Source organism: Brevundimonas mediterranea (genome assembly GCF_014196125.1).
Lineage (GTDB): Bacteria > Pseudomonadota > Alphaproteobacteria > Caulobacterales > Caulobacteraceae > Brevundimonas > Brevundimonas mediterranea.
The window spans coordinates 130,931-156,139 of sequence record NZ_JACIDA010000003.1 but is presented as its reverse complement, the minus strand read 5'-3'; the positions used below and the strand labels follow the sequence as shown (position 1 = coordinate 156,139).

Annotated in this window: 22 protein-coding genes; 12 read left to right on the top strand and 10 right to left on the bottom strand. The window is 66.5% G+C overall.

Annotated elements, in window-relative coordinates; all coding sequences use genetic code 11:
• Window positions 1–6: 6 nt before the first annotated feature.
• Entirely contained in the window at window positions 7–762 is a 756-nt protein-coding gene (locus GGR11_RS14445; RefSeq protein WP_246331915.1) for a hypothetical protein, read from the bottom strand.
• Between the two features lie 93 nt (window positions 763–855).
• Between GGR11_RS14445 and GGR11_RS14440 the strand changes: the two genes are divergently transcribed.
• The 5 genes from GGR11_RS14440 (at window position 856) to GGR11_RS14420 (ending at window position 4,563) form a co-directional block, all read left to right on the top strand.
• Window positions 856–2,382 (top strand): sensor histidine kinase, encoded by a 1,527-nt coding sequence (locus tag GGR11_RS14440; RefSeq protein ID WP_183198108.1) that lies wholly within the window; start codon window positions 856–858, stop codon window positions 2,380–2,382.
• The gene (locus GGR11_RS14435) at window positions 2,379–2,804 is read left to right on the top strand and encodes a response regulator (protein ID WP_231492442.1); all 426 of its coding nucleotides are present in this window, start codon (window positions 2,379–2,381) and stop codon (window positions 2,802–2,804) included. Before GGR11_RS14440 ends, GGR11_RS14435 begins: the two co-directional genes overlap by 4 nt.
• Complete coding sequence (locus GGR11_RS14430) at window positions 2,801–3,841, top strand: histidine kinase dimerization/phosphoacceptor domain -containing protein (RefSeq protein ID WP_183198106.1); 1,041 nt, start codon at window positions 2,801–2,803, stop codon at window positions 3,839–3,841. Before GGR11_RS14435 ends, GGR11_RS14430 begins: the two co-directional genes overlap by 4 nt.
• A gap of 13 nt (window positions 3,842–3,854) precedes the next feature.
• Window positions 3,855–4,298 carry an NUDIX domain-containing protein gene (locus GGR11_RS14425; protein WP_183198105.1) on the top strand — a complete coding sequence of 148 codons (444 nt, stop codon included), beginning with the start codon at window positions 3,855–3,857 and terminating at the stop codon, window positions 4,296–4,298.
• Window positions 4,299–4,383: 85 nt separating this feature from the next.
• On the top strand, window positions 4,384–4,563 hold the full coding sequence (locus GGR11_RS14420) for a CsbD family protein (protein WP_183198103.1): 180 nt from the start codon (window positions 4,384–4,386) through the stop codon (window positions 4,561–4,563).
• A gap of 74 nt (window positions 4,564–4,637) precedes the next feature.
• Here GGR11_RS14420 and GGR11_RS14415 read toward each other — a convergent pair whose 3' ends face one another.
• Genes GGR11_RS14415 through GGR11_RS14405 form a run of 3 tightly spaced genes read right to left on the bottom strand, consistent with a single transcriptional unit; the run spans window position 4,638 to window position 6,910 of the window.
• Window positions 4,638–5,138: a hypothetical protein gene (locus tag GGR11_RS14415; RefSeq protein WP_183198102.1), complete on the bottom strand. Its 501-nt coding sequence runs from the start codon at window positions 5,136–5,138 to the stop codon at window positions 4,638–4,640.
• Between the two features lie 45 nt (window positions 5,139–5,183).
• A complete protein-coding gene (locus tag GGR11_RS14410; RefSeq protein WP_183198100.1) occupies window positions 5,184–6,362 on the bottom strand; it encodes a vWA domain-containing protein in 1,179 nt (392 codons plus the stop codon).
• A gap of 20 nt (window positions 6,363–6,382) precedes the next feature.
• A complete protein-coding gene (locus tag GGR11_RS14405; protein WP_183198098.1) occupies window positions 6,383–6,910 on the bottom strand; it encodes a GNAT family N-acetyltransferase in 528 nt (175 codons plus the stop codon).
• Window positions 6,911–6,983: 73 nt separating this feature from the next.
• Between GGR11_RS14405 and GGR11_RS14400 the strand changes: the two genes are divergently transcribed.
• The 7 genes from GGR11_RS14400 to GGR11_RS14370 are packed head-to-tail and all read left to right on the top strand — an operon-like array spanning window position 6,984 to window position 13,383.
• A complete protein-coding gene (locus GGR11_RS14400) occupies window positions 6,984–7,904 on the top strand; it encodes a histone deacetylase family protein (RefSeq protein ID WP_183198489.1) in 921 nt (306 codons plus the stop codon).
• A gap of 40 nt (window positions 7,905–7,944) precedes the next feature.
• Window positions 7,945–8,607 carry a histidine phosphatase family protein gene (locus tag GGR11_RS14395; protein ID WP_183198487.1) on the top strand — a complete coding sequence of 221 codons (663 nt, stop codon included), beginning with the start codon at window positions 7,945–7,947 and terminating at the stop codon, window positions 8,605–8,607.
• Between the two features lie 48 nt (window positions 8,608–8,655).
• The gene (locus GGR11_RS14390) at window positions 8,656–8,907 is read left to right on the top strand and encodes an exodeoxyribonuclease VII small subunit (RefSeq protein WP_035305608.1); all 252 of its coding nucleotides are present in this window, start codon (window positions 8,656–8,658) and stop codon (window positions 8,905–8,907) included.
• A complete protein-coding gene (locus GGR11_RS14385) occupies window positions 8,904–9,245 on the top strand; it encodes a tRNA-binding protein (RefSeq protein WP_183198097.1) in 342 nt (113 codons plus the stop codon). Before GGR11_RS14390 ends, GGR11_RS14385 begins: the two co-directional genes overlap by 4 nt.
• Before the next feature lie 5 nt (window positions 9,246–9,250).
• Window positions 9,251–10,156, top strand: coding sequence for a polyprenyl synthetase family protein (locus tag GGR11_RS14380; RefSeq protein WP_183198095.1), 906 nt, complete (start codon window positions 9,251–9,253; stop codon window positions 10,154–10,156).
• A 60-nt stretch (window positions 10,157–10,216) separates the two neighbouring features.
• Window positions 10,217–12,127 carry a 1-deoxy-D-xylulose-5-phosphate synthase gene (gene dxs, locus GGR11_RS14375; RefSeq protein ID WP_183198093.1) on the top strand — a complete coding sequence of 637 codons (1,911 nt, stop codon included), beginning with the start codon at window positions 10,217–10,219 and terminating at the stop codon, window positions 12,125–12,127.
• 11 nt (window positions 12,128–12,138) lie between these two features.
• A complete protein-coding gene (locus tag GGR11_RS14370) occupies window positions 12,139–13,383 on the top strand; it encodes an MFS transporter (RefSeq protein ID WP_183198090.1) in 1,245 nt (414 codons plus the stop codon).
• Here GGR11_RS14370 and GGR11_RS14365 read toward each other — a convergent pair.
• The 6 genes from GGR11_RS14365 to GGR11_RS14340 form a co-directional block, all read right to left on the bottom strand.
• Entirely contained in the window at window positions 13,367–15,061 is a 1,695-nt protein-coding gene (locus tag GGR11_RS14365; protein WP_183198088.1) for an alkaline phosphatase D family protein, read from the bottom strand. The genes GGR11_RS14370 and GGR11_RS14365 overlap by 17 nt on opposite strands.
• Window positions 15,062–15,071: 10 nt before the next feature.
• Window positions 15,072–17,579 carry a TonB-dependent receptor gene (locus GGR11_RS14360; RefSeq protein WP_183198086.1) on the bottom strand — a complete coding sequence of 836 codons (2,508 nt, stop codon included), beginning with the start codon at window positions 17,577–17,579 and terminating at the stop codon, window positions 15,072–15,074.
• Between the two features lie 184 nt (window positions 17,580–17,763).
• Complete coding sequence (locus tag GGR11_RS14355) at window positions 17,764–18,804, bottom strand: LacI family DNA-binding transcriptional regulator (protein ID WP_183198084.1); 1,041 nt, start codon at window positions 18,802–18,804, stop codon at window positions 17,764–17,766.
• Between the two features lie 66 nt (window positions 18,805–18,870).
• Complete coding sequence (locus GGR11_RS14350) at window positions 18,871–20,415, bottom strand: tryptophan halogenase family protein (protein WP_183198082.1); 1,545 nt, start codon at window positions 20,413–20,415, stop codon at window positions 18,871–18,873.
• Window positions 20,416–20,423: 8 nt separating this feature from the next.
• The gene (locus GGR11_RS14345) at window positions 20,424–21,968 is read right to left on the bottom strand and encodes a tryptophan halogenase family protein (protein WP_183198080.1); all 1,545 of its coding nucleotides are present in this window, start codon (window positions 21,966–21,968) and stop codon (window positions 20,424–20,426) included.
• Between the two features lie 72 nt (window positions 21,969–22,040).
• Window positions 22,041–25,172: a TonB-dependent receptor gene (locus GGR11_RS14340; protein WP_246331913.1), complete on the bottom strand. Its 3,132-nt coding sequence runs from the start codon at window positions 25,170–25,172 to the stop codon at window positions 22,041–22,043.
• Between the last annotated feature and the right edge of the window lie 37 nt (window positions 25,173–25,209).

The following is a 25,209-nucleotide window of genomic DNA, read 5'->3' as shown; positions in this document are numbered from 1 at the left end:
CTCGGCCTAGTTCGCGACGGTCCAGCCGCCGGCGGAAGCATTGCGCGCGACGTCGTTGACTGGGCGGGCGACCAGGCCCGACTGGGTGATCCAGACCTCGTAACGGGCGCCGTCGGCCATCGGCATATAGGCGGCCGAGCCGTACAGGGTGTCCGCAGCATCGACATAGCGCCGGTAGCGGCGGATGGCGTTCCAGGCCTCGACCTTGAAGGGGACGGCGCCGTTGCGGGCGTTGGTCTCGGCCGCCGCCAGGTCATAGGCGCTGCGTTCGCCGTGCAACTCCTGTTCGATGGCCCGATACCGGCCTGACAGCCGGTCCAGCCGGTATTGCGCATCCAGCCCCAGAACATTGGCCCAAGGCTTCCACTTCAGGACCTGGGCCTCGATCCGCCAGTCGTCGCCGTGAACCGCATAGAGGGCGCCCGCAGCGGCGGCCTGGCCCTCGCGCGGGGGCTGGACCAGGTTGATCTCGTAGTACTGCGGCCCGATCTGGCGCAGCGTCAGGGTGGCGACCGGACGCTCGTAGGTCAGGCGGGCGTAGGTCTGAATATTCATGCCGAACAGGGCGGCCAAACAGGCGGCCCAGAGAATGGCCCCGCCGAAGACTGCACCCAGGCCCCCGCTCAGAGGCTTGCCGCCGAACAGGGCCCGCAAGCCCCGGATCAACAGAACCAGCCCGATCAGCGCCACCGCCGTCGGCAAAATCCACCACCACCCGATCATCGGCCCGTCCCCGATTAAGCCCCGCCCCAGCAAGGTCATGCCAGGCCATATTAACCACAAGCCGCGAAAAGCCCGCAGGTTTCGTGCAACAGGCGTTTGACGCACGCCTCGGCGCCGCTAATGCTCCGTGGCATGACACCTCGACAAAGCCAGAACTGGTCGCGTTTCAGCACCTTCCTGCGGACGCCGTCGCTTGTGCGATCCGTCTCGGGTTTGCTGATCCTGGCCTTCGTCCTGCTGCTTACGGTGAATATCTCGACCTTCGTCATGATCCGGCGCACCGCGACGGTGAACGACACGATCGAACACGCGCAGCAGATGCGGCGGGCGTCGCGCACCGTCCTGATCTCCATGCTGGACGCCGAGACGGCGCAGCGCGGCTTTCTGCTGACCGGACGGAGCGACTTTCTGCAGCCCTTCGAGGCCGCAAGGGCGCAGCGAGAGCCGGCCCTGAGCTTCCTGGAGCAAGGCGTGGTCGGCGACCCCGTCCTGCAGGAGCCGGTGGCGCGCATACGAGGCCTGGCGGACGCCAAAATGCGAGAGATGGAGGGCACGCTGGCCTTGGCGCGCGCGGGTCGCATAGGGCAGGCGATCCAGTCCGTGCGCTCCGGCGAAGGCAAACGCTACATGGACGAGCTGCGCGTGGCCATCGACGACTTCGACGCCCTCAAGTCCGCCCGCATCGCCGACCGCACCCATGCCTCCGAGCGATCCGCCTTCGTCACGGTGTTGATGAACGCCCTGACCGGCCTTCTGGTGCTGATTCTGGCCCTGCTGTCGGCCTGGATGGTGCGTCGCTACGTCGGCGAGATCCAGAGGGCGCGCGAGGAACTGGATGCGGTGAACGCCGGCCTGGAGGACACGGTCCGCGACCGCACCGCCGCCCTGACCCGCGCCAACGACGAGATCCAGCGGTTCGCCTATATCGTCAGCCACGATCTGCGCGCGCCCCTGGTCAATGTCATGGGTTACACCTCCGAACTGGAGCAGGCCGGCAAGGTGATTGATGCGGCGATCCGCGAGGCGGAGGCCGAACGCCCTGTCAGCGCCGACGTCGTTACGGCCGTGCGCGAGGACATGCCGGAGGCCCTCGGCTTCATTCGGGCCTCCACGGAAAAGATGGACCGGCTGATCAACGCCATCCTGAAACTGTCGCGCGAGGGCCGACGCAACTTGACGCCAGAGCGGCTGGACATGACGGCCATGGCCCAGAACATCGCCGACAGCGTCCACCATCAGACCGAGGCCTCGGGCGCAAGGATCGTCGTCGAAAGCCTGCCGCCGATCGAGAGCGACCGTCTGTCTATGGAACAGATCCTGGGCAATCTGATCGACAACGCCGTCAAATATCTGGACGCTGGCCGGCCGGGCGAGATCGTCGTCTCGGGCGAAGAGGTCCCCGGCGGCTGGATCGTCTATCGGGTCGCCGACAATGGACGCGGCGTCGCGCCCAGGGACCATGAACGAATCTTCGAACTGTTCCGCCGTTCGGGCAAGCAGGACCGCGCCGGGGAGGGACTGGGCCTGGCCTTCGTGCGCAACAGCGTGCGACGGATCGGCGGGGTCATCGATATCGAGTCCGAGCTTGGCAAGGGCTCGACTTTCCTTCTGAAATTCCCCAAACGACTGATCCTGTCGGAACCCGGAGGCGTGCTGTGACGCAACCCGTCAAAATCATCATGGTCGAAGACGACCACGGTCATGCCAAACTGATCGAGAAGAATATTCGCCGTGCGAATATCAGCAACGAGATCAAGCATTTCGATGAGGGCGGCGCGGCGCTCGACTATCTGTTCAGTGCGGAAATCCTGGCCAACGGCCCACTGCTGATCCTGCTGGACCTGAACCTGCCGGATATGTCGGGCACCGACATTCTGGAAAAGGTGAAATCCGACGACCGACTAAAGCGCGCGCCCGTCGTGGTTCTGACGACCACGGACGACAAGGTCGAGATCCAGCGTTGCTACGATCTGGGCTGCAACGTCTACATCACCAAGCCGGTCGATTATGAATCCTTCGCCGGCGCGATCCGCCAACTGGGTCTGTTCCTGTCGGTGATGCAGGCGCCGGAGATCGAGTGACCGCAATCTCCGGCGCCATTCGACTGCTCTATATCGACGATGACCGCGGCCTGTCGCGGCTGGTCGAGAAGGAGTTGAGCCGCCACGGCTTCGCCGTCACCTGCGCGCCCGATGGCGACGCCGGGCTGGCGCTGCTTGCGGCCCATGAATACGACGTCTGCGCCCTGGACCACTATATGCCCAGCCGCGACGGGCTGGATGTTCTGCCGGACATCCTGACCCTGAACGCGCCGCCTCCGGTCGTTTACGTGACCGGCGCCCAGGAGGGCCGGATCGCTGTGGCCGCCCTGCGTGCGGGCGCTGCGGATTATGTCATCAAGGACGTGTCGGAAGACTTCACCTCCCTGTTGCGGTCGGCCCTCGAAGACGCCGTGCTGCGTCGCCGGCTGCAGCGTGAGAACGAGATCGCGCAGGAGGAAGTCCGTCTGGCCCGTGACCGTGCCGAGGCCATGTTGCGCGAGGTCAATCATCGGGTCGGCAATTCGCTGCAACTGGTGTCCAGCTTCATGTCCCTGCAGATGCGCCAGATCACCGACGAGGGGGCGCGCGAGGCCTTGCGGGAATGCCAGGCGCGGATCGAGGCCGTGGCCCACGTCCATCGCCGTCTCTACACCTCGGGCGACATGAGCCGGGTGGCCATGGATGAATATCTCGAAGGCCTGATGCACGAACTGTCCAAGTCCGTCGGTCCGGGCGAAGGCTCGCCGCGCCTGGTCGTGGACGCCGCGCCGATGTGGGTGACGACGGATCAGGCCGTGTCCCTGGGCGTCGTCGTGGCTGAACTGGTCACCAACGCCGTGAAATACGCCTATCTGCCGGGCCAGGGCGGCGAAATCCGCATCAAGCTGCAGCCCGAGGGCGAACATCGCGCCATATTGACGGTCGAGGACGACGGGCCGGGCCTGGGCGACGGCGCGCCCAAGGGCACGGGCCTGGGCGGCAAGATCATCTCGGCCATGGCCTCGGGCCTGCGTTCGGCCGTCGAGTTCGACGCCGCCCACAAGGGCGTGCGCGCCAGGCTGGCCTTCGACCTCTAGGGTCGGCACAATCATGCTTCAGTTCGGCGTTCGCAATCCAGCAATCGACTACCGCCATCGGGCGACGGCGTTCGGCGTCGTCGAACGCGACGGTCTGATCGCCTGTGTGCGGGTCGAGCGGACAACCGGACCCTATTTCGATCTGCCCGGCGGGGCCGTGGACGGGGAGGAGACCGAGGTTCAGGCCCTGGTGCGAGAATTCGTCGAGGAGACCGGCCTGGACGTCAAGCCGCTGAACCGCATCGCCGAGGCGGGCCAGTATCACCTGAAAAGCAATGGCGAGCCGCTGTGCAACATCGGCGGTTTCTGGACCGGCTTGGTCACCGGCGAAAATCCTGACGCCAAATGCGAGGACGATCACACCCTGGTCTGGCTGGATCCGACCGTCGCCCTTTCGCGCCTGCGACATGACGCCCACGCCTGGGCTGTGGCGGTCTGGCTGCGTCGCGCAAGCTGAGCCTTACGGAACAAGCCCGGCGGCTTTCCCGTTTCTTCTGCAAGTCGCGACGTCATGACGACGTCGCTCGAACAGGAGAATTAGCATGGCCGATCATGACCGTATCGAAGGCTCCGCCAAGAATATGGGCGGCAAGATCAAGGAAGCCGCCGGCAAGGTGACGGGCGATTCCAAGCTGCAAGCCGAAGGCAAGGCCGATCAGGTCGAAGGCAAGGTCCAGAACGCCGTCGGCGGCGTCAAGGACAGCTTGAAAGACGACAAGTAAGCCTTCCCCCGATCTGTAAACGCCCGAACGCCGTCCGCGAAAGCGGGCGGCGTTTCGGTTTGGGCGTCCCTTTTTCAGTCGTCCTTGCCGCCCCAAAGACGTAGCGACAGACCCTTGCTTTCGGCCTCATCGACCGGCCTGCACTCGGAACTGAAACCGCCTTCGACGGGACGGGGGCGACAATCCAATTCCTGTGGGGTGGACGACGCAGCGGGCGTCCGCGACTGCGGCCCGCATTGCAGGCCATAGGGCGATCCGCGCTCCGTCGCCTGCGTCATCTGGCAATCGCCCGCCATGCCGACGGGTCGCAGCGCATCCGGCAAATCCTCGTCCAGAGCCAAGGCGAGTTGTCCACGCACCTCGGCCTGACAGTCCTCCAGCGTCCTGGCGCCGCGCAGTTGGGGGCTGCAGCGCGCGCGCTCATAGCCGAAGGGATCCGCCAGGCCCCATTCCGGCACCGTATGTGAAGGCGCCGCGATCGGCGTTTCCGTCCCAGGTTCGGCGGCGGGCGCTTCCCACACGACGGAGGGGGCGGTCTGTTGCAGCAAGAGCAGGGCGAAGGCGGCGGCGATCATCGGTCAGGCCCTTCGTAATGGGCGCGTTCGCTTCAAACGCGAAATCTACCTTGTCAGGGCGCGCATCGCCTTGTCGAGGCCTTCTAGCGTCAGGGGGAACATCCGGTCGTCCATGACCTCGCGCAGCAGGCCGACCGAGGCGGTGTAGCTCCAGTATCGTTCCTGCACCGGGTTCAGCCAGATCGACTTCTCCCACTGCTGCCGGGCGCGTTTCATCCAGACCGCGCCCGCCTCCTCGTTCCAATGCTCGACCGAACCGCCGGGCATGGTGATCTCATAGGGCGACATGGTCGCGTCGCCGACGAAGATGGCCCGCCAGTCGCCGGGATATTTGTTCAGCAGGTCCCAGGTCGCGATCCGTTCGGTGTGCCGCCGCCGGTTGTCCTTCCAGACGCCTTCGTACAGGCAGTTGTGGAAGTAGAAGAACTCCAGGTTCTTGAACTCGGTCTTCGCGGCCGAGAACAGTTCCTCCACCAGCTTGATATGCCCGTCCATCGAGCCGCCGATGTCGAGGAACAGCAGGACCTTGATCGTGTTGCGGCGCTCCGGCCGCATCTGGATGTCCAACCAGCCCTGGCGGGCCGTGCCGTCGATGGTGCCGTCGATGTCCAGTTCCTCAGCCGCCCCCTCACGCGCGAACCGGCGCAGGCGACGAAGCGCCACCTTGATGTTGCGCGTGCCCAGTTCGACCGTGTCGTCCAGGTTCCGGAACTCGCGCTTCTCCCACACCTTGACCGCCCGGCCATGCTTGCCGGGCCCGCCGATGCGGATGCCTTCAGGATTATAACCGCCGTGGCCGAAGGGGCTGGTCCCGCCCGTGCCGATCCATTTCGACCCGCCGGAATGACGTTCCTTCTGCTCTTCCAGCCGCTGTTTCAGCGTCTCCATCAGCTTGTCGAAGCCGCCCAGCGCCTCGATCTGCGCCTTCTCCTCGTCGGTCAGGTATTTTTCGGTCAGCAGCCGCAGCCAGTCCTCGGGGATGTCGGTCGTCAGGTCCTCGCCCGCGCCGACCGACTCCACGCCCTTGAACACGGTCCCGAACACCTGGTCGAACCGGTCATAGTGTTTCTCGTCCTTGACCAGCACCGCACGCGACAGGTGATAGAAGGCCTCGATCTCGCGCCCGGCCAGGTCGCGATCCATGGCCTCCATCAGATGGAGCCATTCCTTCATCGACACCGGAACCTTGGCGTCGCGCAGGGCGGTGAAGAAGGGCAGGAGCATGGAAAGGATGTGAACCCGGATCAGCCGCGCCGCAAGATGAACTCGTGGTCGCGCCAGGCGCCGACCGGGTATTCGTAGTCGCCCGCCTTCTCGAACCCATAGGCGGCGTACAGGCGCTGGGCCTTTTCGTTGCCGCTCCAGACGCCGATCCACAGCGGGCAGTTGGTGTTGGCCTCCATCCAGTCCAGCGACAGGGTCAGCAGGCGCGTGCCCAGGCCCAGGCCCTGCGCGGCCTTGGACACATACAGACGCCGCAGCTCCATATGCTCCCGGCGCGCCTCGGGATGGGGCAGGCCGTTGGGACCGGCGTTGGCGAAGGCCAGCAACTCGCCGTCCCGCTCGGCCACCCACCAGGCGCAGCCGGGCTCCGCCAGCTTCTTCAGCGTCGGCTCGGGATCGAAACTGGCGTCGAGGAAGGCGTTCAGGTCGTCTTCGGGATAGGGAATGCCGAAGCCGGTCACGAAGGTGTCGATGAAGGTCTGGCGACCGAGGGCGCCCAGGGCTTCGGCGTCTTCGAGGCGGGCAGGGCGGATCAGGGTCTCGGTCATGATCCGGCTCTACAATGGGGCGAGGCGCGCGTCACCGGCGACAAGGCGGAGGCGGCGGCGTATCGTGACTGAAATGTCCGTGCCCCTGTTCACCCATCCGTCGATGCTGGCCCATGCGCCGGGTGTCGGTCATCCCGAAAGCCCCGCGCGCCTCAAGGCCGTGCTGGACGCTTTGGACGATGCGGGTCTGGCCGGGGATCGGCGCGCGGCGACCCTGGCGGAAGTCACCGACCTGGAGCGGGTGCATCCGGCCGCCTATGTCGCGCGCCTGCTGGACGCCTCGCCGGCGCAGGGGCTGAACCCGCTCGACGCCGACACCGTGCTGTCCCCCGGCAGCGTCCCGGCGGCGCGGTTGGCGGCGGGGGCGGCGATCGACGCGGTGCGGGCTGTGGCGCGGGGCGAGATGAACCGCGCCTTCGCCGCCGTCCGCCCGCCCGGCCACCATGCTGAGCCGGATCGCGCCATGGGCTTCTGCCTGTTCTCCTCCGTGGCGGTCGCGGCGCGGGTCGCCCAGTCCGAGGGCATGGCCCGGGTGGCGGTGGTCGATTTCGACGTTCACCACGGCAACGGCACCCAGGCCGGGTTCGAGCATGACGACAGCCTGTTCCTGGCCTCCATCCACCAGATGCCGCTGTACCCCGGCACGGGCGCGGGGGATGAGGTCGGCGTCGGCAATATCGTCAATGCGCCGGTGGCGCCCCATGTGGCGCGCGAGGTGTGGCGCGCGACCTTCGCCGGCGGCCTGATGCCGGCGCTGGAATCTTTCCGGCCGGACCTGATCCTGATCTCGGCCGGTTTCGACGCCCATCGTCGCGACCCGCTGGCGCACCAGTCGCTGGAGGCCGAGGATTTCGCCTGGGCGACCCGCGCTGTTCTGGAAGTCGCGCGCCGGACCTGTTCAGGCAAGGTTGTATCCGCGCTCGAGGGCGGTTACGACCTTGAAGGACTAGGCCGCTCCGCGGTCGCACACGTCGCCGCGCTCGGGGAGGAATAGGACGTCTAAAGCCTTGAAACTTAAGGGCCGTCCGATCGCCATGTCATCCCCCGCCCTGTCCCTCGATTCGACCGATCAGCCTGCGCCGCAGGCCGCAGGATCGACTGAGTCCGGCGCTGTAACGGCTCTGCGCCCGGGCGCCATCACCCTGACGCGCCACGGCGAGCCCGCCCTGTCGCGCAAATGCCTGATCACCGCGCGTCAGTACGGCGACTGGTGGGCGAAGTACGAGATCGGCGGCCTGTTGGCCGGCCAGACTCCGCCGCCCGAGCTGGTCGCCACGGCCCAGGGCGCGGGCGCCATCTACGCCTCGACCCGTCAGCGCGCCCAGGAAACCGCAGCCGCCGTCGCCGCCGGACGCGAGGTGATGTCGGACGTCCTGTTCATCGAGGCGCCCCTGCCGCCGCCGCCGATCCCCGACTGGATCAAGCTGTCGCCGAAATGGTGGGGCGTGGTGTCGCGCTTCTGGTGGCACGCCTTTGATCACCACGGCGGCCAGGAAACCCGCGCCCAGGCCGAGGTCCGCGCCGAACAGGCGGCGCGCAAACTGATCGCCCGCGCCGAAACCGGCCAGGACGTGCTGGTCTTCGCCCACGGCTATTTCAATCACATGGTCGGCGCCCGTCTGAAGGCCGACGGCTGGAAACTGGTGCATAATCAGGGCTTCAAATACTGGTCCCAGCGCCGATACGAGAAGCGATAGCCGCATCCACCGTTGATGCAGGCTTCGCCCCCCTCTAGGGTCCGCGTCATGACCGATACCGCCGCCGCCATCCCCGCCGATCTCAGCTTCGAAGACGCCCTGCAGCGCCTGGAGACCATCGTCTCGCGCCTGGAGTCCGGCCAGGCTCCTCTGGAAGAATCTATCGCCCTGTATGAAGAGGGCGCGCGACTGAAAGCCCACTGCGAGGCCCGGCTGAAGGCCGCCCAGCTGCGCGTCGAGAAGATCGTCGTGGGACCGGACGGCCAGGCCAAGGGCGTCGAGGCGGCGTCGTTCGAATGACGCCGACCATCGCCTTCGACGACTTCATGAAGGTCGATATTCGCGTCGGCCGGATCGTCAAGGCCGAGCCGTTTCCTGAGGCGCGCAAGCCGGCGTTCAAGCTCCAGATCGATTTCGGTCCCGAGATCGGCGTCAAGAAGTCCTCGGCCCAGATCACCCGCCATTACACCATCGAACAGCTGGAAGGCCGCAAGGTCGCCGCCGTCGTCAACTTTCCCCCGCGCCAGATCGGGCCGGTGAAGTCCGAGGTGCTGACACTCGGCTTTCCCGATGCGGACGGCGAGGTGGTGCTGGTCGGGGTGGACCGCGACCTGCCCCTGGGCGGGCGACTGTTTTGACCCCTATGCTCGCCGCCAATTCGCCCGAACAGGCCGTGATCGACCGGGTGGCCGAGGTCGCCGATCTGGTCACGGTCGCGCTGGACCAGCTTCTGCCGCGCGCCGACGGACCGGAAGCCCGCCTGACCGAGGCCATGCGTTACGCGGCCCTGGGCCCCGGCAAACGGCTGCGCCCCTTCTTCGCGCTTGAGGCCGCGCGCCTGTTCAATATCGACGAACGGTCCGTGCTGCGCGCCGCCTGCGCCCTGGAATGCGTTCACGCCTACAGCCTGGTGCATGACGACCTGCCGTGCATGGACGACGACGACATGCGGCGTGGACGCCCAACGGTCCACCGCGCCTATGACGAGGCGACTGCGGTCCTGGCCGGCGACGCGCTCCAGACGGCGGCCTTCGACATCATTCTGCACGAAGATACCCATGAGGACGCGGCCGTGCGCTGCGAACTGGCGGCGCGGCTGTCGCTGGCGTCCGGTGCGCGGGGCATGGCGGGCGGTCAGATGATCGACCTGCTGGGCGTGCGCGACGATCTGGGCGGGGTGGCCCGGATGCAGCGGCTGAAGACGGGCGCCCTGTTCGCCTACGCCTTCGAGATTCCGCTGATCATCGCCGACGCCTCGGCCCAGCATCAGCACGCCTTGATCAGTTTCGCCCACGACGTCGGACTGGCCTATCAGATCGTCGATGATCTTCTGGATGCGGAAGGTTCGCCCGAGGAAATGGGCAAGGCCGCCGGCGGCAAGGACGCCGCCCTGGGCAAGACCAATTTCGTCACCCTGCTGGGTCTGGACGCCGCGCGACAGAGGGTCGCGCACCTGTCTGACCAGGCCAGGGCTCACCTGGAGCCGTTCGGACACGAGGCGGAAATCCTCAAGGCGAGCGTGGACTTTGTGCTAAAGCGCCGGTCCTGATACGAAACGTCGATCTCCCTCAGGGGTTGATCGATCAGACTTCCAAGGTTTTCCCGGCAGATGCCCGACACCCCGCTTCTCGACACCGTCAAGTTTCCCGCCGATATGCGGGGCTTCGACATCGCCCAGCTGAAACAGCTGGCGCAAGAAGTGCGGGCCGAGACCATCGACGCCGTCTCGGTTACGGGCGGCCACCTGGGCGCGGGACTGGGCGTGGTCGAGCTGACTACGGCGCTTCACCATGTGTTCGAGACGCCCAAGGACATCCTGATCTGGGACGTCGGCCACCAGTGCTATCCGCACAAGATCCTGACTGGCCGTCGCGACCGCATCCGCACCCTGCGCCAGCCCGGCGGCCTGTCGGGCTTCACCAAGCGTTGTGAGAGCGAATACGACCCCTTCGGCGCCGCCCACGCCTCGACCTCGATCAGCGCCGCCCTCGGCTTCGCCGCCGCACGCGACCAGAAGGGCGAGAAGAACAAGGTCGTGGCGGTCATCGGCGACGGGTCCATGTCGGCCGGCATGGCCTATGAGGCGATGAACAACGCCGCCGAGGCGACCAATGGCCAGCTGATGGTCATCCTGAACGACAACGACATGTCCATCGCCCCGCCGGTCGGGGGCATGAGCGCCTATCTGGCCGGTCTGGTGTCCGGCGGCGCCTATCAGAACGTCCGCCGCCTGGGCCGTTCGGTCGCCCAGCACCTGCCGCGGCCGTTCCGTAACGCGGCCAAGAAGGCCGAGGAATACGCTCGTGGCATGGTCACCGGCGGCACCCTGTTCGAGGAGCTGGGCTTCTACTACGTCGGCCCCATCGACGGGCACGACATGGAGAATCTGGTCCCCATCCTGAAGAAGGCGGCGGCCATCGAGGACCGGCCGGTGCTGGTCCATGTCGTCACGCAGAAGGGCAAGGGCTACGCCCCGGCCGAGAGCAGCGCCGACAAGCTCCATGCGGTGGTCAAGTTCGACGTGGTCTCGGGCAAACAGGCCAAGTCGGTCTCCAACGCCCCCAGCTATACCAAGGTGTTCGGGACCGAGCTGATCAAGCACGCTGCCCTGGATCCCTCGATCGTGGCCATCACCGCCGCCATGCCCTCGGGCACCGGACTGGACCTGTTCGGCCAGGCCTTCCCCGACCGCACCTATGACGTCGGCATCGCCGAACAGCACGCCGTCACCTTCGCCGCCGGCCTGGCCGCCGATGGGATGAAGCCGGTCTGCGCCATCTATTCGACCTTCCTTCAGCGCGGCTATGATCAGGTGGTCCACGACGTGGCGATCCAGTCGCTGCCGGTGCGGTTCGCTATGGACCGGGCCGGTCTGGTCGGCGCCGACGGGGCGACCCACGCAGGCTCATTCGACATCGGCTTCATGGGGGCCTTGCCCGGCATGGTGCTGATGGCCGCCGCCGACGAGGCCGAACTGGCGGGCATGATCTCGACCAGCCTGGCCATCGACGACCGCCCCAGCGCCTTCCGCTATCCGCGCGGCGACGGCGTGGGCGTCGAGATCCCGGAACTGGCCGCCCCGTTCGAGATCGGTCGCGGCCGGATCGTGCGCGAGGGGACCTCGGTCGCCATCCTGTCCCTGGGCACCCGACTGCAGGAATCGCTGAAGGCCGCCGAACTGCTGGCCGCCAGAGGCGTATCCGCCACCGTCGCCGACGCCCGCTTCGCCAAGCCGTTGGACGCCGACATGATCCTGCGCCTTGCGCGCGAGCATGAGGCCCTGATCACGGTGGAGGAGGGGGCCATGGGCGGCTTCGGCGCCTTCGTGCTGCAACTGCTGGCCGAAAAGGGCGCGCTGGATCGCGGCCTGAAGGTCCGCACCCTGAACCTGCCTGATGTCTTCCAGGACCAGGATGCGCCGGCCGCCATGTACGCCCTGGCCGGCCTGAACGCCGAGCAGATCGCCACCGCCGCCCTGCGCGCCCTCGGCGTCGAGGCCAGCCGAGCCGCCCGGGCCTGAGAGATCATCCCATGACCGCCGGCGTATCTCCCCGGCCGGTCGGGACGGCCTTTCTGGTCGGCTATGCGGTCGCCTATATCGGCGCCTTCATCGGCGTCGCGCCGCTGTTGCAGGTGCTTGCACCCCTTCACGCCGAGCTTATCGACGGCGAGGCCAAGGGGGCTTTGCTCAGCCAGGCCCTGTTCTGGGGCTGTATGGCCGCCGGGATCGGCAATATCATCGGCGGCGCCCTCAGCGACCGGACCCGGTCGCGGCATGGACGGCGGCGGCCCTGGATCGTCGTCGGCGCCGTGCTGACCGTCGGCAGCTACGCTCTGATCCAGCAGTCTTCGACCCCGCTAGGTCTGGTGCTGGGCCTGGTCAGTTTCCAGCTGACCTTCAATATTCTGCTGGCCCCGCTGATCGCCCTGTTCGCCGACCGGGTGCCGGAAAACCGGCGCAGCGCCATGTCCGCCGTCATGGGCATGGGCTATCCGCTGGCCGCCATGATCGGCTCGGTCGTGATGGCCTGGGGGCCGCAAGGGGAGGTGGCGCGGTTCGCGGTGCTGGCGGCCGTCGTCGTCGTGGCGACCGTGCCCTTCGCCCTGCTGTCGCGCGAGGATCCCGTGTCCCCCGACCAGGTGCGCGCGCCCCTGTCAGGGTTTTCGCTGCCCAGTCTGCTGCGGCCCTTCGCCGTTCGCGACTTCAGCCTGGCCTGGACCTATCGGTTCCTGGTGGTGACGGGCTATTCGCTGGTGGCCTTCTACCTGCTCTTCTACATCGCCGACGCCATCGGGTTTCCGACCCTGTTTCCCGGCCGCTCGGCCGAGGCCGGCCATTCGCTGCTGACCGCCATCGCCGTGGTCGGCGTGGTCGCGGTCAGCACCATCGTCGCCATGGGCGGGTCGCGGATCACGCGGCGCAAGCCGCTGGGCGTCGCCGGCGGCGTGCTGTTGGCCATTGCTGCCGCTCTCCTGGCGACCACCCAGGACTGGACGACGGTGGTCATCGCCTTCGCTCTGTATGGCGTCGGCCAGGGCTGCTACGGCGCCATCGACATCGCTTTGATGACCGACGTCCTGCCGTCGGTCGAGGACCGGGGCAAGGATCTGGGCCTGATCAATCTGGCCGTGACCCTGCCTCAGGCCATCGCGCCCCTGGTCGCCCTGGTCCTGCTGGAGACCCTGGGTCTGGATTTCCGCAGCCTGTTCCTGGCCGCCGCCGCCTGTTTCGGCGGGGCGACCCTGGCGGTGACGGCGATCAGGCGGGTGAGGTGACGTCTTCCAGCGGGCCCAGGCCCGTCTCGGTCCGCGCCACGCGATAGCGTTTCACCGTCTTGTTCTCATACGGCTTGGCGAAGATGGTGGAGACTGTGCGCAGGTCGCCGACCGCCTGATCGCGATCCAGCGTCAGCAGCACATAGCCCTTGGCCGCCTGGTCGCAGAACTTGACCTCGGGATTGGCGGCTTCCAGCGCCAGACCCAACGGCAGGCCGCCGACCATGTCGCCCGGCGACGGGCTGGAAATGGACGAGGTTCCGAACTCGACCGCCCGACGCTGGCCGCCGTTGTCGTACAGTTCGTTCACCCAGAAGGCGTGGCTGTCGCCGGCCAGGACGATGGGCTCGACCCCGGCCTGTTTCATCGTCTCGTACAGGCGCTCGCGCCCGGCCGGATAACCATCCCAGCTGTCCAGGTTGAACGGCAGACCCAGTTTGAACAACTGGATCGCGGCCTCGACCTGGGGCCGGACGTCGGCGGGCAGGCTGGCGACCATCTGGGCCACCTGGGCCGGGGGCAGCATCTGTTCAATGTTCGGTCCCTTGACCCGCGCCATGACCACCTGGTTGCCCAGGATCTGCCACGGACGCCCGGCGGCCTTGGACTGGCTCATGGCCTCGCCCAGCCAGCGGCGTTGACCTTCGCCCAGCAGGTCGCGCGACGGCTCCTGGCGCTGGGCCTCGAAGGCGGCGATGTCGGGACGGCCGTCGGCCGTCTTGGGGATGTTGGCGAAATCCATCTGCTCGTTGCGGGCCAGCAGCCGGGTCTCGACCATGTGCAGGCTGGCCAGATCGCCGAAGTGGAAGCTGCGGTTGATCGCTTCCTTCATGGCGCCGGCCTTGGCCTCGCGGATCGGCATCCATTCGTAATAGGCGCGAAGGGCGGCGGCCTTGCGCATCGCGAAGTCGCCTTCGGTCGCCGGCTGATGGTTCTCGGCCCCCATAATCCAGACGTCGTTGGCGACCTCGTGGTCGTCCCAGACGCAGATGAAGGCGGCGCGGGCGTGGGCGGCCTGCAGATCGGGATCGGTCTTGTATTGGGCGTGGCGCGTCCGATAGTCGGCCAGGCTGACGATTTCGTGGGGCGGCAGGGGCGCCCGGTTCAGCGGCGCGCCGGTCGCCATGCCGTAGTCGCCCGGCGCCGCGCCGTATTCGTAGATGTAGTCGCCCAGGTGAACGACCGCGTCCAACCGGTCCAGCTGCGAGATGGCCTCATAGGCGTTGAACAGGCCGCCCGGATAGAGCTGGCAGGACACCACGGCCAGGTTGACCTGCGGCGTCGCGCCCTGGGGCAGGGTGCGGACCCGACCCGCCGGCGAGGTCACGCCATTGGCGATGAAGCGATAGAAATACTCCCGACCCGGCTCCAGGCCGCGACCGTTCAGGTCGTGCTTGACGGTGAAGTCGCGCTCGGCCCGGGCGGTCAGGTCGGGGAAGCGACGCACCATGTCGGTGAAGTCGGCGTCCCTGGCCACTTCAAGAACCACCGCAATCTCCCCGACCGACGGATCGGCCGGGGTGACGCGGGTCCAGAAGACCGCGGAATGCTGATCCGGATCGCCGCTGGCCACCCCGTGAAGGAAGGCGACCTGACCGGCATGGGCGGCCTGGGCGACGGCGGGCGTCGCCGCCCCCGCGCCGATCAGTCCCAGAAGGCTGCGGCGATCCAGATTCATCGTTCGATCCTCAGAGTTTCAGTTTGAACACCAAGCCGTACGCCGCCGGGCGACCGGCGATGAAGGTCGGCATGCCCAGGGCGTCGCCGGTGTTGCCGGCGTCCTTGATGTATTCCTCGTCGAGAATGTTCTCGCCGAAGGCTTCGACGCCCCAGTTGGTCGAGTCCGGGGTGTAGCGGATACGCAGGTTCAACAGACCGTAGGCGTCCTGATATTCGTCCTGGATCAGGTCGGCGACGAAGTTGGCCGTCTGCAGCGCCGGGATGTCGTTGTCGTCGCTGAAGAAGACCTTGGACTGCCAGGTGTAGGTCGGCTGGACCTCGATCTCGCCGCCGGTCACCGGCAGGCGCCAGGTCGCGCCGATCGAGGCGGCGTTGTCTGGCGACAGGCGGAACTGGTTGCCGTCGTAGATGCCGTTCTCGAAGCGCGAGTGGTTGTAGGCGTAGGTGGCGAACAGGTCGAGCATCGAGGCCACGGCGAAGTTGGCCTGGCCCTCGAAGCCGTAGGACTTGGCTTCGCCGGCGTTGGTGGTGATGAACTGCGTACCTTGCTGGATCGTCGTCTGGAAGTTTTCGTAGTTGTACATGAAGACCGCGCCGTCCACGCGCAGGCGCCCGTCCAGCAGGGCCGATTTGGCGCCGATCTCGTAGCTGTCGACCGTTTCCGCATCGACCGGGCTGAAGCGCGCCGCGCCGCCGGGGGCGGACGGACCCGAGGCGCTGATCACTTCCGGACGCCGACCCCGTGCATAGTTGGCGTAGACATTGGTGTCGTCGGTCAGTTCGTAGCGGGCCGTGACCCGCCAGGTGACGCCGTCGTCCTCCGAGTCATAGTAGGAGAAATCGCCGTTGTTGGCCGTCGGCTGCGATGTCAGGCCGAACAGCGGGAAGACGCTGGCGGGCAGGTTGGCGAAGGCAGGATTGGCCATGGCGGCCAGGAAGGCCGGCACCTGGGCCGCCGGGATCGCGCCGGCCTGGATCGCCAGCAGGGCGCCGAGGGCCGACCGGCTATCGACCGAGCTGGCATAGCCGGTGGTCTTGTCGTCGCGGGTGTAGCGGACGCCAGCCGACATTTCGAACTTGTCGGTGAAGGCGTAGGTGGCGTCGGCGAAGACGTCATAGGACGTCAGTTCCGAGCTGTTGGTCGAGGTCTCGATATGGTTCGAGTCGAGATTGGCGGTGATCGGAGCAGCGTAGGCGCCGGCGCCCAACGGCGTCAGCATAGAGGTCAGCACGTTGCGCGCCACCGTCGGATAGACCGACAGCGGCAGGGTGTTGTCGCCGACCGCCGTCGGCGATCCGTCCAGCAGCCCGGCCAGTTGGGCCAGAACCAGACGTTCGTCGAACTGGGCCGGGGCGCGCTGGTAGCCTTCCTCGTGGAACCAGCCGGCGCCGACGAAGCCCGTCAGGCGACCGCCGTTGTCGAAGCCCAGGCGCAGGTCCTGGCTCCATTGTTCGCCATGGGTCTCCTCCGCCGCCGTCAGGATGGGCAGGGAGACGCCGTCCGCGTCGAAGGTCTCGTAGTTGTCGAACTCGCGATAGGCGGTGGTCGAGTTCAGGGTCCAGGCCGAATTCAGATTGATCCGGGCCAGACCCGTCACGCCCCAGACTTCGCGGCTCAGGCCCAGCGTCTTGCCGCCGTCGAAATCGCCGCCCGGCGTCAGGGCCGCGCCCTCCCAGGGCTCCTTGCCGCCCAACACCGCGCCGGTGTTCGGATCGGCCGGTTCGTAGGCGATCGACTTGAACGAGGTGCCCGAGGCGTGGTCGTTCTGATAGTTGCCGATCACGTCGAACCGCATGGCGTCCGACGGCGCCCAGGCGCCCGACAGACGCACGGCCTTGGTCTCGATGGCGTTATAGTCTTCGCCGCCCAGCAGGTTCTCGACCGAACCGCCGCGCGTCTTCAGGCGGGTGGCGAGGCGCAGGCCGCCCGTCTCGCCGACGGGCAGGTTCAGCGCGCCCTCGACCATCCGATAGTCTTCGTTGCCGGCCTCGATATTGGCGTAGGCTTCGGTCTCACCCGGCTGTGCGCGATTCTGGACCAGATTGACGGCGCCGATCAGGGCGCCGCGGCCGTACAGGGTCGATTGCGGACCCTTGGCGATCTCGACACGCTCCAGGTCGAACAGTTCGACATAGGAGCCGCGCGATTTGGAGATCGACACGCCGTCCTGGAACACCGACACGCGGGGTTCGGCCGTGGCGGCGCCCGAGTCCGAGGTGATGCCGCGCATCACGAAGCCGGGGTTGTTCGGCGACTGGTTCTGCACCAGGAAGCCGGGCACGAAGGCCGACAGCTGTTCGAATTCCTGGATGCCCAGGTCCTCGAGGAACTGGCCGGAATAGGCGGTCAGGGCGAACGGGACCTCGATGGTCTTCTGTGCGCGCAGTTGGGCCGTGACGATGATCTCGTCCAGCGTCGCCGGTTCCGCCGACTGGGCCTGGGCCCCGTGCGCCACCGCCATCACGCCGGTCAGCGCCGCCGCAGCCATAAGCCGCGTCTTGAATTCATTCGCCATCGTTTTTCCCCAAGCTTGGCCTGAACGGCGATCAGTAACCGGCGGCGATGTCGCTGAGGCGACGCTGGGAATGCTGATGCATGACGTTGAGGCGGCGGATGAAAGACATTCAAGCCGTGTACGTTTCATTAATCGCCTGGATCGCCTCGCGGCCGGCGTTAGCCCGAGCGGAGTCGCGGGCGAATTAGGTCTTCAGCGGCGCCGTGGAGCCTCTGGGGGCGAAGCCGAAATCGACCATGCTCTGCCGGGGCAGTTCGGCGTCGCCAGCCGTGGAGCGGATCAGCAGTTCGGCGGCGACCGAACTCATTTCGGCGATGGGCTGAATGACGGCGGTCATGTCGGCGAACCGGGCCAGGGGCGTGTTGTCGAAGCTGATGACCGACAGGTCGGCAGGGACCGCCAGGCCGTTCCGTCTGGCCGTGCGCAGGGCCGCGTGGGCCATGCGGTCGTTGCTGGACAGAACTGCGGTGGGCCGCGACGGCAGGGCCAGCAGGGTCTCCATGGCGGCGACGCCGGACTCGTAGGAAAAATCGCCGCGCGCGACCAGCGTCTCGTCCAGGCCGTGCGCCGAGGCCGACATGGCGCGGCGATACCCCTCCAGCCGCGCCCCGCTGACGGCATATTCCTCGCTGCCGGTGATGAAGCCGATGCGGGCATGGCCCAGGCCCAGCAAATGGTCGGTCGCAAAGGCGGCCGCCTTGGCGTCGTCCATCGACACCGCGAATCCGTCGCCTTCGGCGATCGAGGCGATCCGCGCGAAGGGCAGGCCCAGCTGGCTCAGCAGCCCGGTGATGGCCGGGTTCTCAGAGTGGGGCGGGGTCAGGATGACGCCGTCGGGGTGCAGGGCGGCGATAGCCCCGCGCACCGCCGCATCGACGTGGTCCGAATGGGTGTCGACCAGTTCGAAGATCATCCGATAGCCGTGGGCCTCGCACTTCAGCATGCCGCCCATCAGCATCTGGTCGACCCAGTCGGTGCCCTCGCCGGACTTCCAGCCCTCGATGGTCCGGTCCCGGTCGTTCAGCGCCATCAGCAGATAGGACCGCGAGCCGCCCATCCGCCGCGCCGCCAGACTGGGGACATAGCCCAGCTTGGCAACGGCGGCCCGCACCCGCTCTTGCACCACGGGGCGAACGTTTGGCTCGTTGTTGATGACTCGCGACACGGTCTGCAGCGAAACGCCCGCCTCGGCGGCGACGTGTTTGATGGTGACGGCGCGGCGCAAACTCTGATCCTTTTATCCCCGGCGCATACTGTCAGCCTTGGTTGCGCCAAGGCAAGCGCGCCGGTATCAGGCCGGGACAGCAAATGGCGCGGGCAGGTCCACTGACGGGGCCTGGCAGTGGGTGTCGATGAAGGCCTGGTGTGTCGGCAGGTCGGCGACGAAGGCGTTCAGAATATTGGCGGCGCGGTCCATCTCGTCGGTCAGGCCGGCGAAGTCGATCCGGTCCACCAGCGGCGGATAGGACCGGGGCCTCACCCCCATGCCGTCCATGACCGCATACCAGCTGACATTGCGGAACAACGGATCCAGCGCCTCGACCAGGCTGCCGTTGGCGCGGAAGACCTCCAGCTTGTGCTGTAGGCCCTCGGGCAGGACCATGTCGCGGCATTGGCGCCAGAAGGCCGTGTCGTCCCGCCGCGTCAGGGCATAGTGCAGGATGATGAAGTCGCGGATCTCCTCATAGTCCACCGTCATCCGCCGATTGTACTCTGCCGCCAGGTTCGGATCGCAATCAAGGTCCGGCATCAGCCGGAACAGGAAGTCCATGCCGCGATAGATCAGGTGGATGGCCGTCGACTCCAGCGGCTCGATAAAGCCGCTGGCCAGACCCAGCGACAGGACGTTCTTGTCCCAGATCTTCTCACGCACCCCGGTCTTGAACGGCACCACCATCGGATTGACCACCGGCCGCCCTTCGACCTGTTCCAACAGGCGCGCCGTCGCCTCGTCGTCGGACATATAGCGGCTGCAGAAGACATGGCCGTTCCCGGTCCGGTGTTGCAGCGGGATCCGCCAGCGCCAGCCGCAATCCTGAGCCTGCGCCAATGTATAGGGCTTGGGCGGCCCCACATTCTCGGTCTGGACGGCGATGGCCCGGTCGCACATCAGCCATTCGGACCAGTCCGTATAGCCGACCCCAAGGGTCTTTCCGATCAGCAGGGCGCGGAAGCCGGTGCAGTCGAGGAAGAAGTCGGCCTCGACCGTCTGGCCCGATTTCAGCTTCAAGCCGCTGACGAAGCCGTCGGGCCGCGTCATCACATCCTCGACGATCCCCTCGGTGCGTTTCACCCCCCGCGCCTCGGCGAAGTCGCGCAGATAGCGGGCGACCCGTTTTGCATCGACGTGAACGGCGTAGGACGCGCCCCCGACCGGGGTGCGCTGGGCCTTGAACGGCAGCATGAACCGGCCCTGGGCCGCCATCCGCGCGGCCGCCGCGAAGTCCATCAGCGGCCGGTCATAACCGTTCATCCGCGCCTTCAGCCAGATCGGATAGAAGTCGCTGATATCCACCGGAACGCCAACGGCGCCGAACGGGTGGAAATAGCTCTCGCCCTTCTGCGTCCAGTCCTCGAACTGGATCCCCAGCTTGAAGCTGGCCTGGGTCTTCTGGATGAAGTCTCGCTCGTCGATACCCAGCCGCTTCAGCATTTCCAGGAAGGGCGGCACGGTGGATTCGCCGACGCCGATCGTGCCGATGTCGTCAGATTCGACCAGTTCGACCTCGGCCATCCGCCCCTTGAAATGTTCGGCCATCAGGGCGGCGGCGACCCAGCCGGCGGTGCCTCCGCCGACGATGCAGATTTTCTTCAGAGGGCGGCGGGGCTGGTCCATGTCGGATCTCATGCGGCTGAGGCGGGGGCGGCGGAGGCGGCGGGATCGAGCCCCGTCAGGAATTGGGCGTGGTCGGGGGTGCGGGCGACGAAGTCGGCGATATTGGCCCGCATCTCGGCCAGGCTGCGCGCCAGATAGGCGGGGTCCATGGCGTCCACGGCGGGATCGTGATGGTCGGGATACAGGCCGAAGCCGTCATAGATGGCCAGCCAGCTGGCCGGGTGGAACATCTCCCACCGATAGCGGACGAACTGACCGCGCGCGGTCCACAGGGCGATCTTGCGCTCCAGCGTCTCGGGGACCGCCATCGCGCGGCAGTCGCGCCAGAAGTCGGTGTCGGTCCGCCGGTTCAGCTTGTAGTGCAGGATGATGAAGTCGCGGACCCGCTCCATCTCGCGCGCCGTCTGATCGTTGAACTCGTCCAGGATCGGCTGGGCGAAGCGGCGGTCGGGGAACAGGGCCTTCAGTCGTTCGATCCCGGTCTCGATCAAGGCGATACTGGTGCTTTCCAGCGGCTCCAGGAAGCCGGACGACAGGCCGATGGCGACGCAGTTCCTGGCCCAGGCCTGGGCGCGCCGACCGGGGCGGAAGGGAATGCGCCGCGCCTCCGTCAGCGGATCGCCCAGCAGATGAGGCATCAGCTCGGCCAGGGCCTGATCATCGCTCAGATGGGCGCTGGAAAACACCAGCCCGTTGCCGGCCCGGTGGCGCAGCGGAATGCCCCACTGCCAGCCGGCTGACCGGGCGGTGACACGGGTGAAGGGGGCGGGGGCGTCGCCCGGCCGGTTCTCGCTCTGCACCGCATAGGCGGCGTCGCACGGCAGCCAGCGGCCCCAGTCCTCGAACCCGACGCCCAGCGCCTCGCCGATCACCAGCCCCTTGAAGCCCGAGCAGTCGACGAAAAGATCGCCCTCGACCTCGCGTCCGTCGTCCAGGGTCAGGGCGCGGACGAAACCGTCCTCGGGCCGCAGTTCGACCGCGCGAATACGCGCGTCGATCCGGGCGCAGCCGCCAGCCTCGGCGTAGGCGCGCAGATGCTGGGCGAACAGGCCGGCGTCCAGATGCAGGGCCCAGTCGAAAACCGACAACTGCGACGGCGGATTGGGCGAGGGCTGGACGAACTTGCCCCCGGCGGCCAGGGACGCGCCCAACGAATAGGCCGCCAGCGGCGCGGCGTCGCCCGCGCGGCGCTGTTTCAGCCAGTAATGATGAAAGCCGATCCCTTTCACGTCCTGACCGTACAGGCCGAAGGGATGGATGAAGTCCGAGCCCGGCCCGGACCAGTCCAGGAACCGAATGCCCAGTTTGCAGGTCGCCTGGGTCGCGCGCATCACGTCGTCGTCGCGCAGCCCCAGCTGCCCATAGAACCGACGGAGGGTGGGAATGGTCGCCTCGCCCACGCCGATCGTGCCGATGTCGGACGACTCGACCACGGTGATCTTCAGCGGGGTGGTGCGGAAGTGCTGAACCAGGGCCGCAGCCGTCATCCAGCCGGCGGTGCCGCCGCCGACGACGACGACAGAACGGATGCGAGGATCGTCGATCTCATCCATGGCCGAATACCAATACGCGAAAAAAAGAGGCCGGCGACACGAGTGTCGCCGGCCAGTCTGCTCAGGAAGAGATCAGAACCGAGCGCGCACGCCGATGGTGTAACGCGGCTCGAACTCGTTGCGGCTGTGGAACTGCTTCGCGCCGTCCTTGAACTCGAGATAGTATTCCTCGATCTCACCCAAGACGTTGGAGCCGTTGGCGTAGACCGTCACCATCTCGTTGACGTCATAGGTGACGTTGACGTCTACATACTGCGACGTGTCCTGATAGATCGGGATGCTTCCGAAGGTGCTGTTCAGGCGCGGCGTACGATAGTTCCAGGCCACGCGGGCCTGAAGCTTGTCGCCCTGATACCAGACAGCGGCATTCAAAGACTGCTCGGAGTTGTCTTGGAAGGGCAGAAAATCTCCGTTCAACGCTGTGTCGTTCGACGAACTATCGGAGAAGGTGTAGCTGCCATCGAAACCGAAGTCAGACCAGATCGGGGTGTCGATGAAGTCGGACAGGCCAATCTTCGCGCCTAACTCGATGCCCTGCAACTCACCGCCGTCGGCCTGGATCGGACGGTTGACATCCACACAACGACGGATGACGCCGTCGCCGTCCGGGTATTCAGCGCCGCAGGTCACGGTGCCGCGACGGACGAAGCTGTCGATGTTCAGGCGGAAGGCCGCAATGTTGAACATCGTCGCGGGGCCGTAATAGTACTCCAGCGCCAGATCGAAGTTGCTCGAGCGCCATGGATCTAGGTCCGGGCTGCCGGCCAAGGTGGCGCCGGTCACGCGACGGATGCCGCGTGGCGGAGCCGTCGGATCCAATGGCGTCGGGCCGTTGGAATCGGCGGTCGAAATGGTGACGCCGCCGCCGTAACTTCCGAGGTCCAGCGGGATCATCGTCTTGGCGTAGGCGGCTCGCAGACGCAGCTTGTCGCTGAAGTCATAGGCCAGGTTCACCGACGGCAACCAGTCCGTGTAGCTGCGGCTCGCGATCGTATCGCCGATGTCGTTGTTCGTGTCGCCATAAGCGCGGACGTCGCCGGTCTGGTTCTGGCGGACTCGCAGTTCGGTGCGGACCATACGCACGCCGACGTCGCCGTGCAGTTGGCCGAACTCGATCGCCCCGTTCACATAGGCGCTGTCCTCATAGAGGTCGACGTCATACGAGTTGCCGGGGATGATCACGTCATAGGCGTTGCCGAACACCCGCTGCTGGAAGGCGCGGGGATCGTCGAAATCGCGCGGATCGGCCACCCACACCCCGGGAATGCCCGAGGCGACCGAACCGAAGTCGGTCAGGAAGTAGGTGTTGTTGTTCTCGCGCAGCAGCGTTGGCCGATTGACCGTATAGCCCTGGAAGCAGGTTGGGGTGTTGGCGACCGTGCCGGCGGTGCAACTGCTGGGGGTGGCGTCGACCGCGAGGGCTGCGTTGAAGCCGGGGTTGGAGACGAACTCCCCTGCCTGGCACTGCGGATTGTCCATGACGACGTCGATGGCTTTCCACTGCGCCGAACAACCCGCCTGGTTGCCTGCGCCCTTTCCGGCGTAGAAGTCCGAGAACAGGTGGAAGTTGGTGACCTCGACCTCGCGGCCGCTGTGGCGGACGCCGGCGTCGACGCGGGTCAGGAAGCCGAACGCCGGCGCCTCCTGGAACTCGTACGACCCGTCGAACCGGACCACAGTCAGGTCCGAGTTGTTGCGCTGGTTGCCTTCCGACGAATAGGCTCCGACTGTATAGGAGTCCAAGTTCGACATATATTGGCTTAGCGGGACGTTGCCCAAACCGCCGACGATGTTGTTCTCGAAGCCGCTCCAGGCCAGCTTCGAGCCGCCGGTGTCGATATGCAGTTGGGGGTCCGCTCCATAGCCTAGCGGGTTGGGGTTGATGTAGCGGCCGCCCTGGCTGCCCACGACGCCGTTTGAGTATTGTGAGGCCGGGTACATGGCGGCGATGGAGGCGGGGTAGAAGGTGCCGCGCGTTCGGTCCGCGCCCTGACGGAACAGGGTGAAGGCCCTGTCAGATCCGTACTGCCAGTTCGACAAGTCGCCCTGCACCTGGCCGTTCATGCTCAGCAGCGAGGCGTCGGCCTTGACGGCCCGGGCGTTGAAGGTGAAGGGGCCGCCCTTGTCGTAGTCCAGCTCCAGGTTGAAGTTCTTGGACTCGTTGTTGGTGACACGGTTGACGGTGAAGGAGTTCACCCACCAGGCGTCGACGTCGTATTCCTCGACGTCCAGCCAGCCCAGGCCGGTGTCGGTCGACTCGGTCGGCGTCAGCCAACCCAGGCCGCTCCAGCGGTTGGAGACGTTCAGGCCGGCGGCGCGGTTATACTCGTCCTGCTTGGTATAAAAGGCCTCTGCCGTCAGACGGATGCCGTCCTCGATATCGAACTGGAAGGCGGCGTTCAGGCCGACCCGCTCGCGCTCGACCACGCGGTTGAACATTTCATAGCCGTGAGGCGCGAGCCAGGCGTTGCCCGACCCGCCCCAGTCATTGCTGCCGAACAGGCTGCCCGCGACCCCGGCGTAGTTGTTGCCCAGGTTCGACTTGCTCATGACGCCCGAGACCATCACGCCCATCCGGTCGCCGCGCCAGTTCAGCAGGCCGTTGATCAGATAGTCGTCCTGACGGGTGCGTTCGCCCGTTTGGTATTCGGCCGCGCCCGTGACGGTCGTGCCGTAGCTGAAGTCCATCGGCCGGCGGGTGCGCAGGTCGATCGTGCCGGAGATGCCGGACTGAGCGTTCGTCACGTCTTGCGACTTGAAGACGACGATCGAGCTCATCAGCTGCGACGGCACGTCGTTCAGGTTCGGCTCGGCTCTCCCCAGGTTGCCGGGGCTCAGATATTGTTCGCCGTTCAGCAGGGTCACGACCTGCGGCAGGCCGCGGATGTTGACGGTCGAGCCTTCGCCGGCGGTGCGTCGGATCTGGATGCCCGCGATGCGTTGCAGGGCGTCGGCCACGGTGACGTCGGGCAGTTTGCCGATGTCTTCGGCCGAGATCGCATCAACCAGCGCCGTCTCGTTGCGCTTGACGTTGATCGACTGGGTCTGCGACGCCCGGATGCCGGTGACGATGATCTCGCCGACCTCGGTCGGGTCTTGGGGCGCCGGGATCGGCGCCTGTTCCGCGGTTTGGGCATAGGCCGGCGCGACAAGCGCCGAACTCGCCATCAAGGCCGCCAGCATGGGCCTCTTGTGGATTCTCATCTCGTTCTCCCTCCTCATTGGCGCCGCGTTTTTGTTG

What these genes read in the sequence shown, in the direction of transcription:
- GGR11_RS14445 (WP_246331915.1), bottom strand. Translation starts at nt 762, where the DNA reads ATGACCTTGCTGGGGCGGGGCTTAATCGGGGACGGGCCGATGATCGGG.
- GGR11_RS14440 (WP_183198108.1), top strand. Translation starts at nt 856, where the DNA reads ATGACACCTCGACAAAGCCAGAACTGGTCGCGTTTCAGCACCTTCCTG.
- GGR11_RS14425 (WP_183198105.1), top strand. Translation starts at nt 3,855, where the DNA reads ATGCTTCAGTTCGGCGTTCGCAATCCAGCAATCGACTACCGCCATCGG.
- GGR11_RS14420 (WP_183198103.1), top strand. Translation starts at nt 4,384, where the DNA reads ATGGCCGATCATGACCGTATCGAAGGCTCCGCCAAGAATATGGGCGGC.
- GGR11_RS14415 (WP_183198102.1), bottom strand. Translation starts at nt 5,138, where the DNA reads ATGATCGCCGCCGCCTTCGCCCTGCTCTTGCTGCAACAGACCGCCCCC.
- GGR11_RS14410 (WP_183198100.1), bottom strand. Translation starts at nt 6,362, where the DNA reads ATGCTCCTGCCCTTCTTCACCGCCCTGCGCGACGCCAAGGTTCCGGTG.
- GGR11_RS14405 (WP_183198098.1), bottom strand. Translation starts at nt 6,910, where the DNA reads ATGACCGAGACCCTGATCCGCCCTGCCCGCCTCGAAGACGCCGAAGCC.
- GGR11_RS14400 (WP_183198489.1), top strand. Translation starts at nt 6,984, where the DNA reads ATGTCCGTGCCCCTGTTCACCCATCCGTCGATGCTGGCCCATGCGCCG.
- GGR11_RS14395 (WP_183198487.1), top strand. Translation starts at nt 7,945, where the DNA reads ATGTCATCCCCCGCCCTGTCCCTCGATTCGACCGATCAGCCTGCGCCG.
- GGR11_RS14390 (WP_035305608.1), top strand. Translation starts at nt 8,656, where the DNA reads ATGACCGATACCGCCGCCGCCATCCCCGCCGATCTCAGCTTCGAAGAC.
- GGR11_RS14385 (WP_183198097.1), top strand. Translation starts at nt 8,904, where the DNA reads ATGACGCCGACCATCGCCTTCGACGACTTCATGAAGGTCGATATTCGC.
- GGR11_RS14380 (WP_183198095.1), top strand. Translation starts at nt 9,251, where the DNA reads ATGCTCGCCGCCAATTCGCCCGAACAGGCCGTGATCGACCGGGTGGCC.
- dxs (WP_183198093.1), top strand. Translation starts at nt 10,217, where the DNA reads ATGCCCGACACCCCGCTTCTCGACACCGTCAAGTTTCCCGCCGATATG.
- GGR11_RS14370 (WP_183198090.1), top strand. Translation starts at nt 12,139, where the DNA reads ATGACCGCCGGCGTATCTCCCCGGCCGGTCGGGACGGCCTTTCTGGTC.
- GGR11_RS14365 (WP_183198088.1), bottom strand. Translation starts at nt 15,061, where the DNA reads ATGAATCTGGATCGCCGCAGCCTTCTGGGACTGATCGGCGCGGGGGCG.
- GGR11_RS14360 (WP_183198086.1), bottom strand. Translation starts at nt 17,579, where the DNA reads ATGGCGAATGAATTCAAGACGCGGCTTATGGCTGCGGCGGCGCTGACC.
- GGR11_RS14350 (WP_183198082.1), bottom strand. Translation starts at nt 20,415, where the DNA reads ATGGACCAGCCCCGCCGCCCTCTGAAGAAAATCTGCATCGTCGGCGGA.
- GGR11_RS14345 (WP_183198080.1), bottom strand. Translation starts at nt 21,968, where the DNA reads ATGGATGAGATCGACGATCCTCGCATCCGTTCTGTCGTCGTCGTCGGC.
- GGR11_RS14340 (WP_246331913.1), bottom strand. Translation starts at nt 25,172, where the DNA reads ATGAGAATCCACAAGAGGCCCATGCTGGCGGCCTTGATGGCGAGTTCG.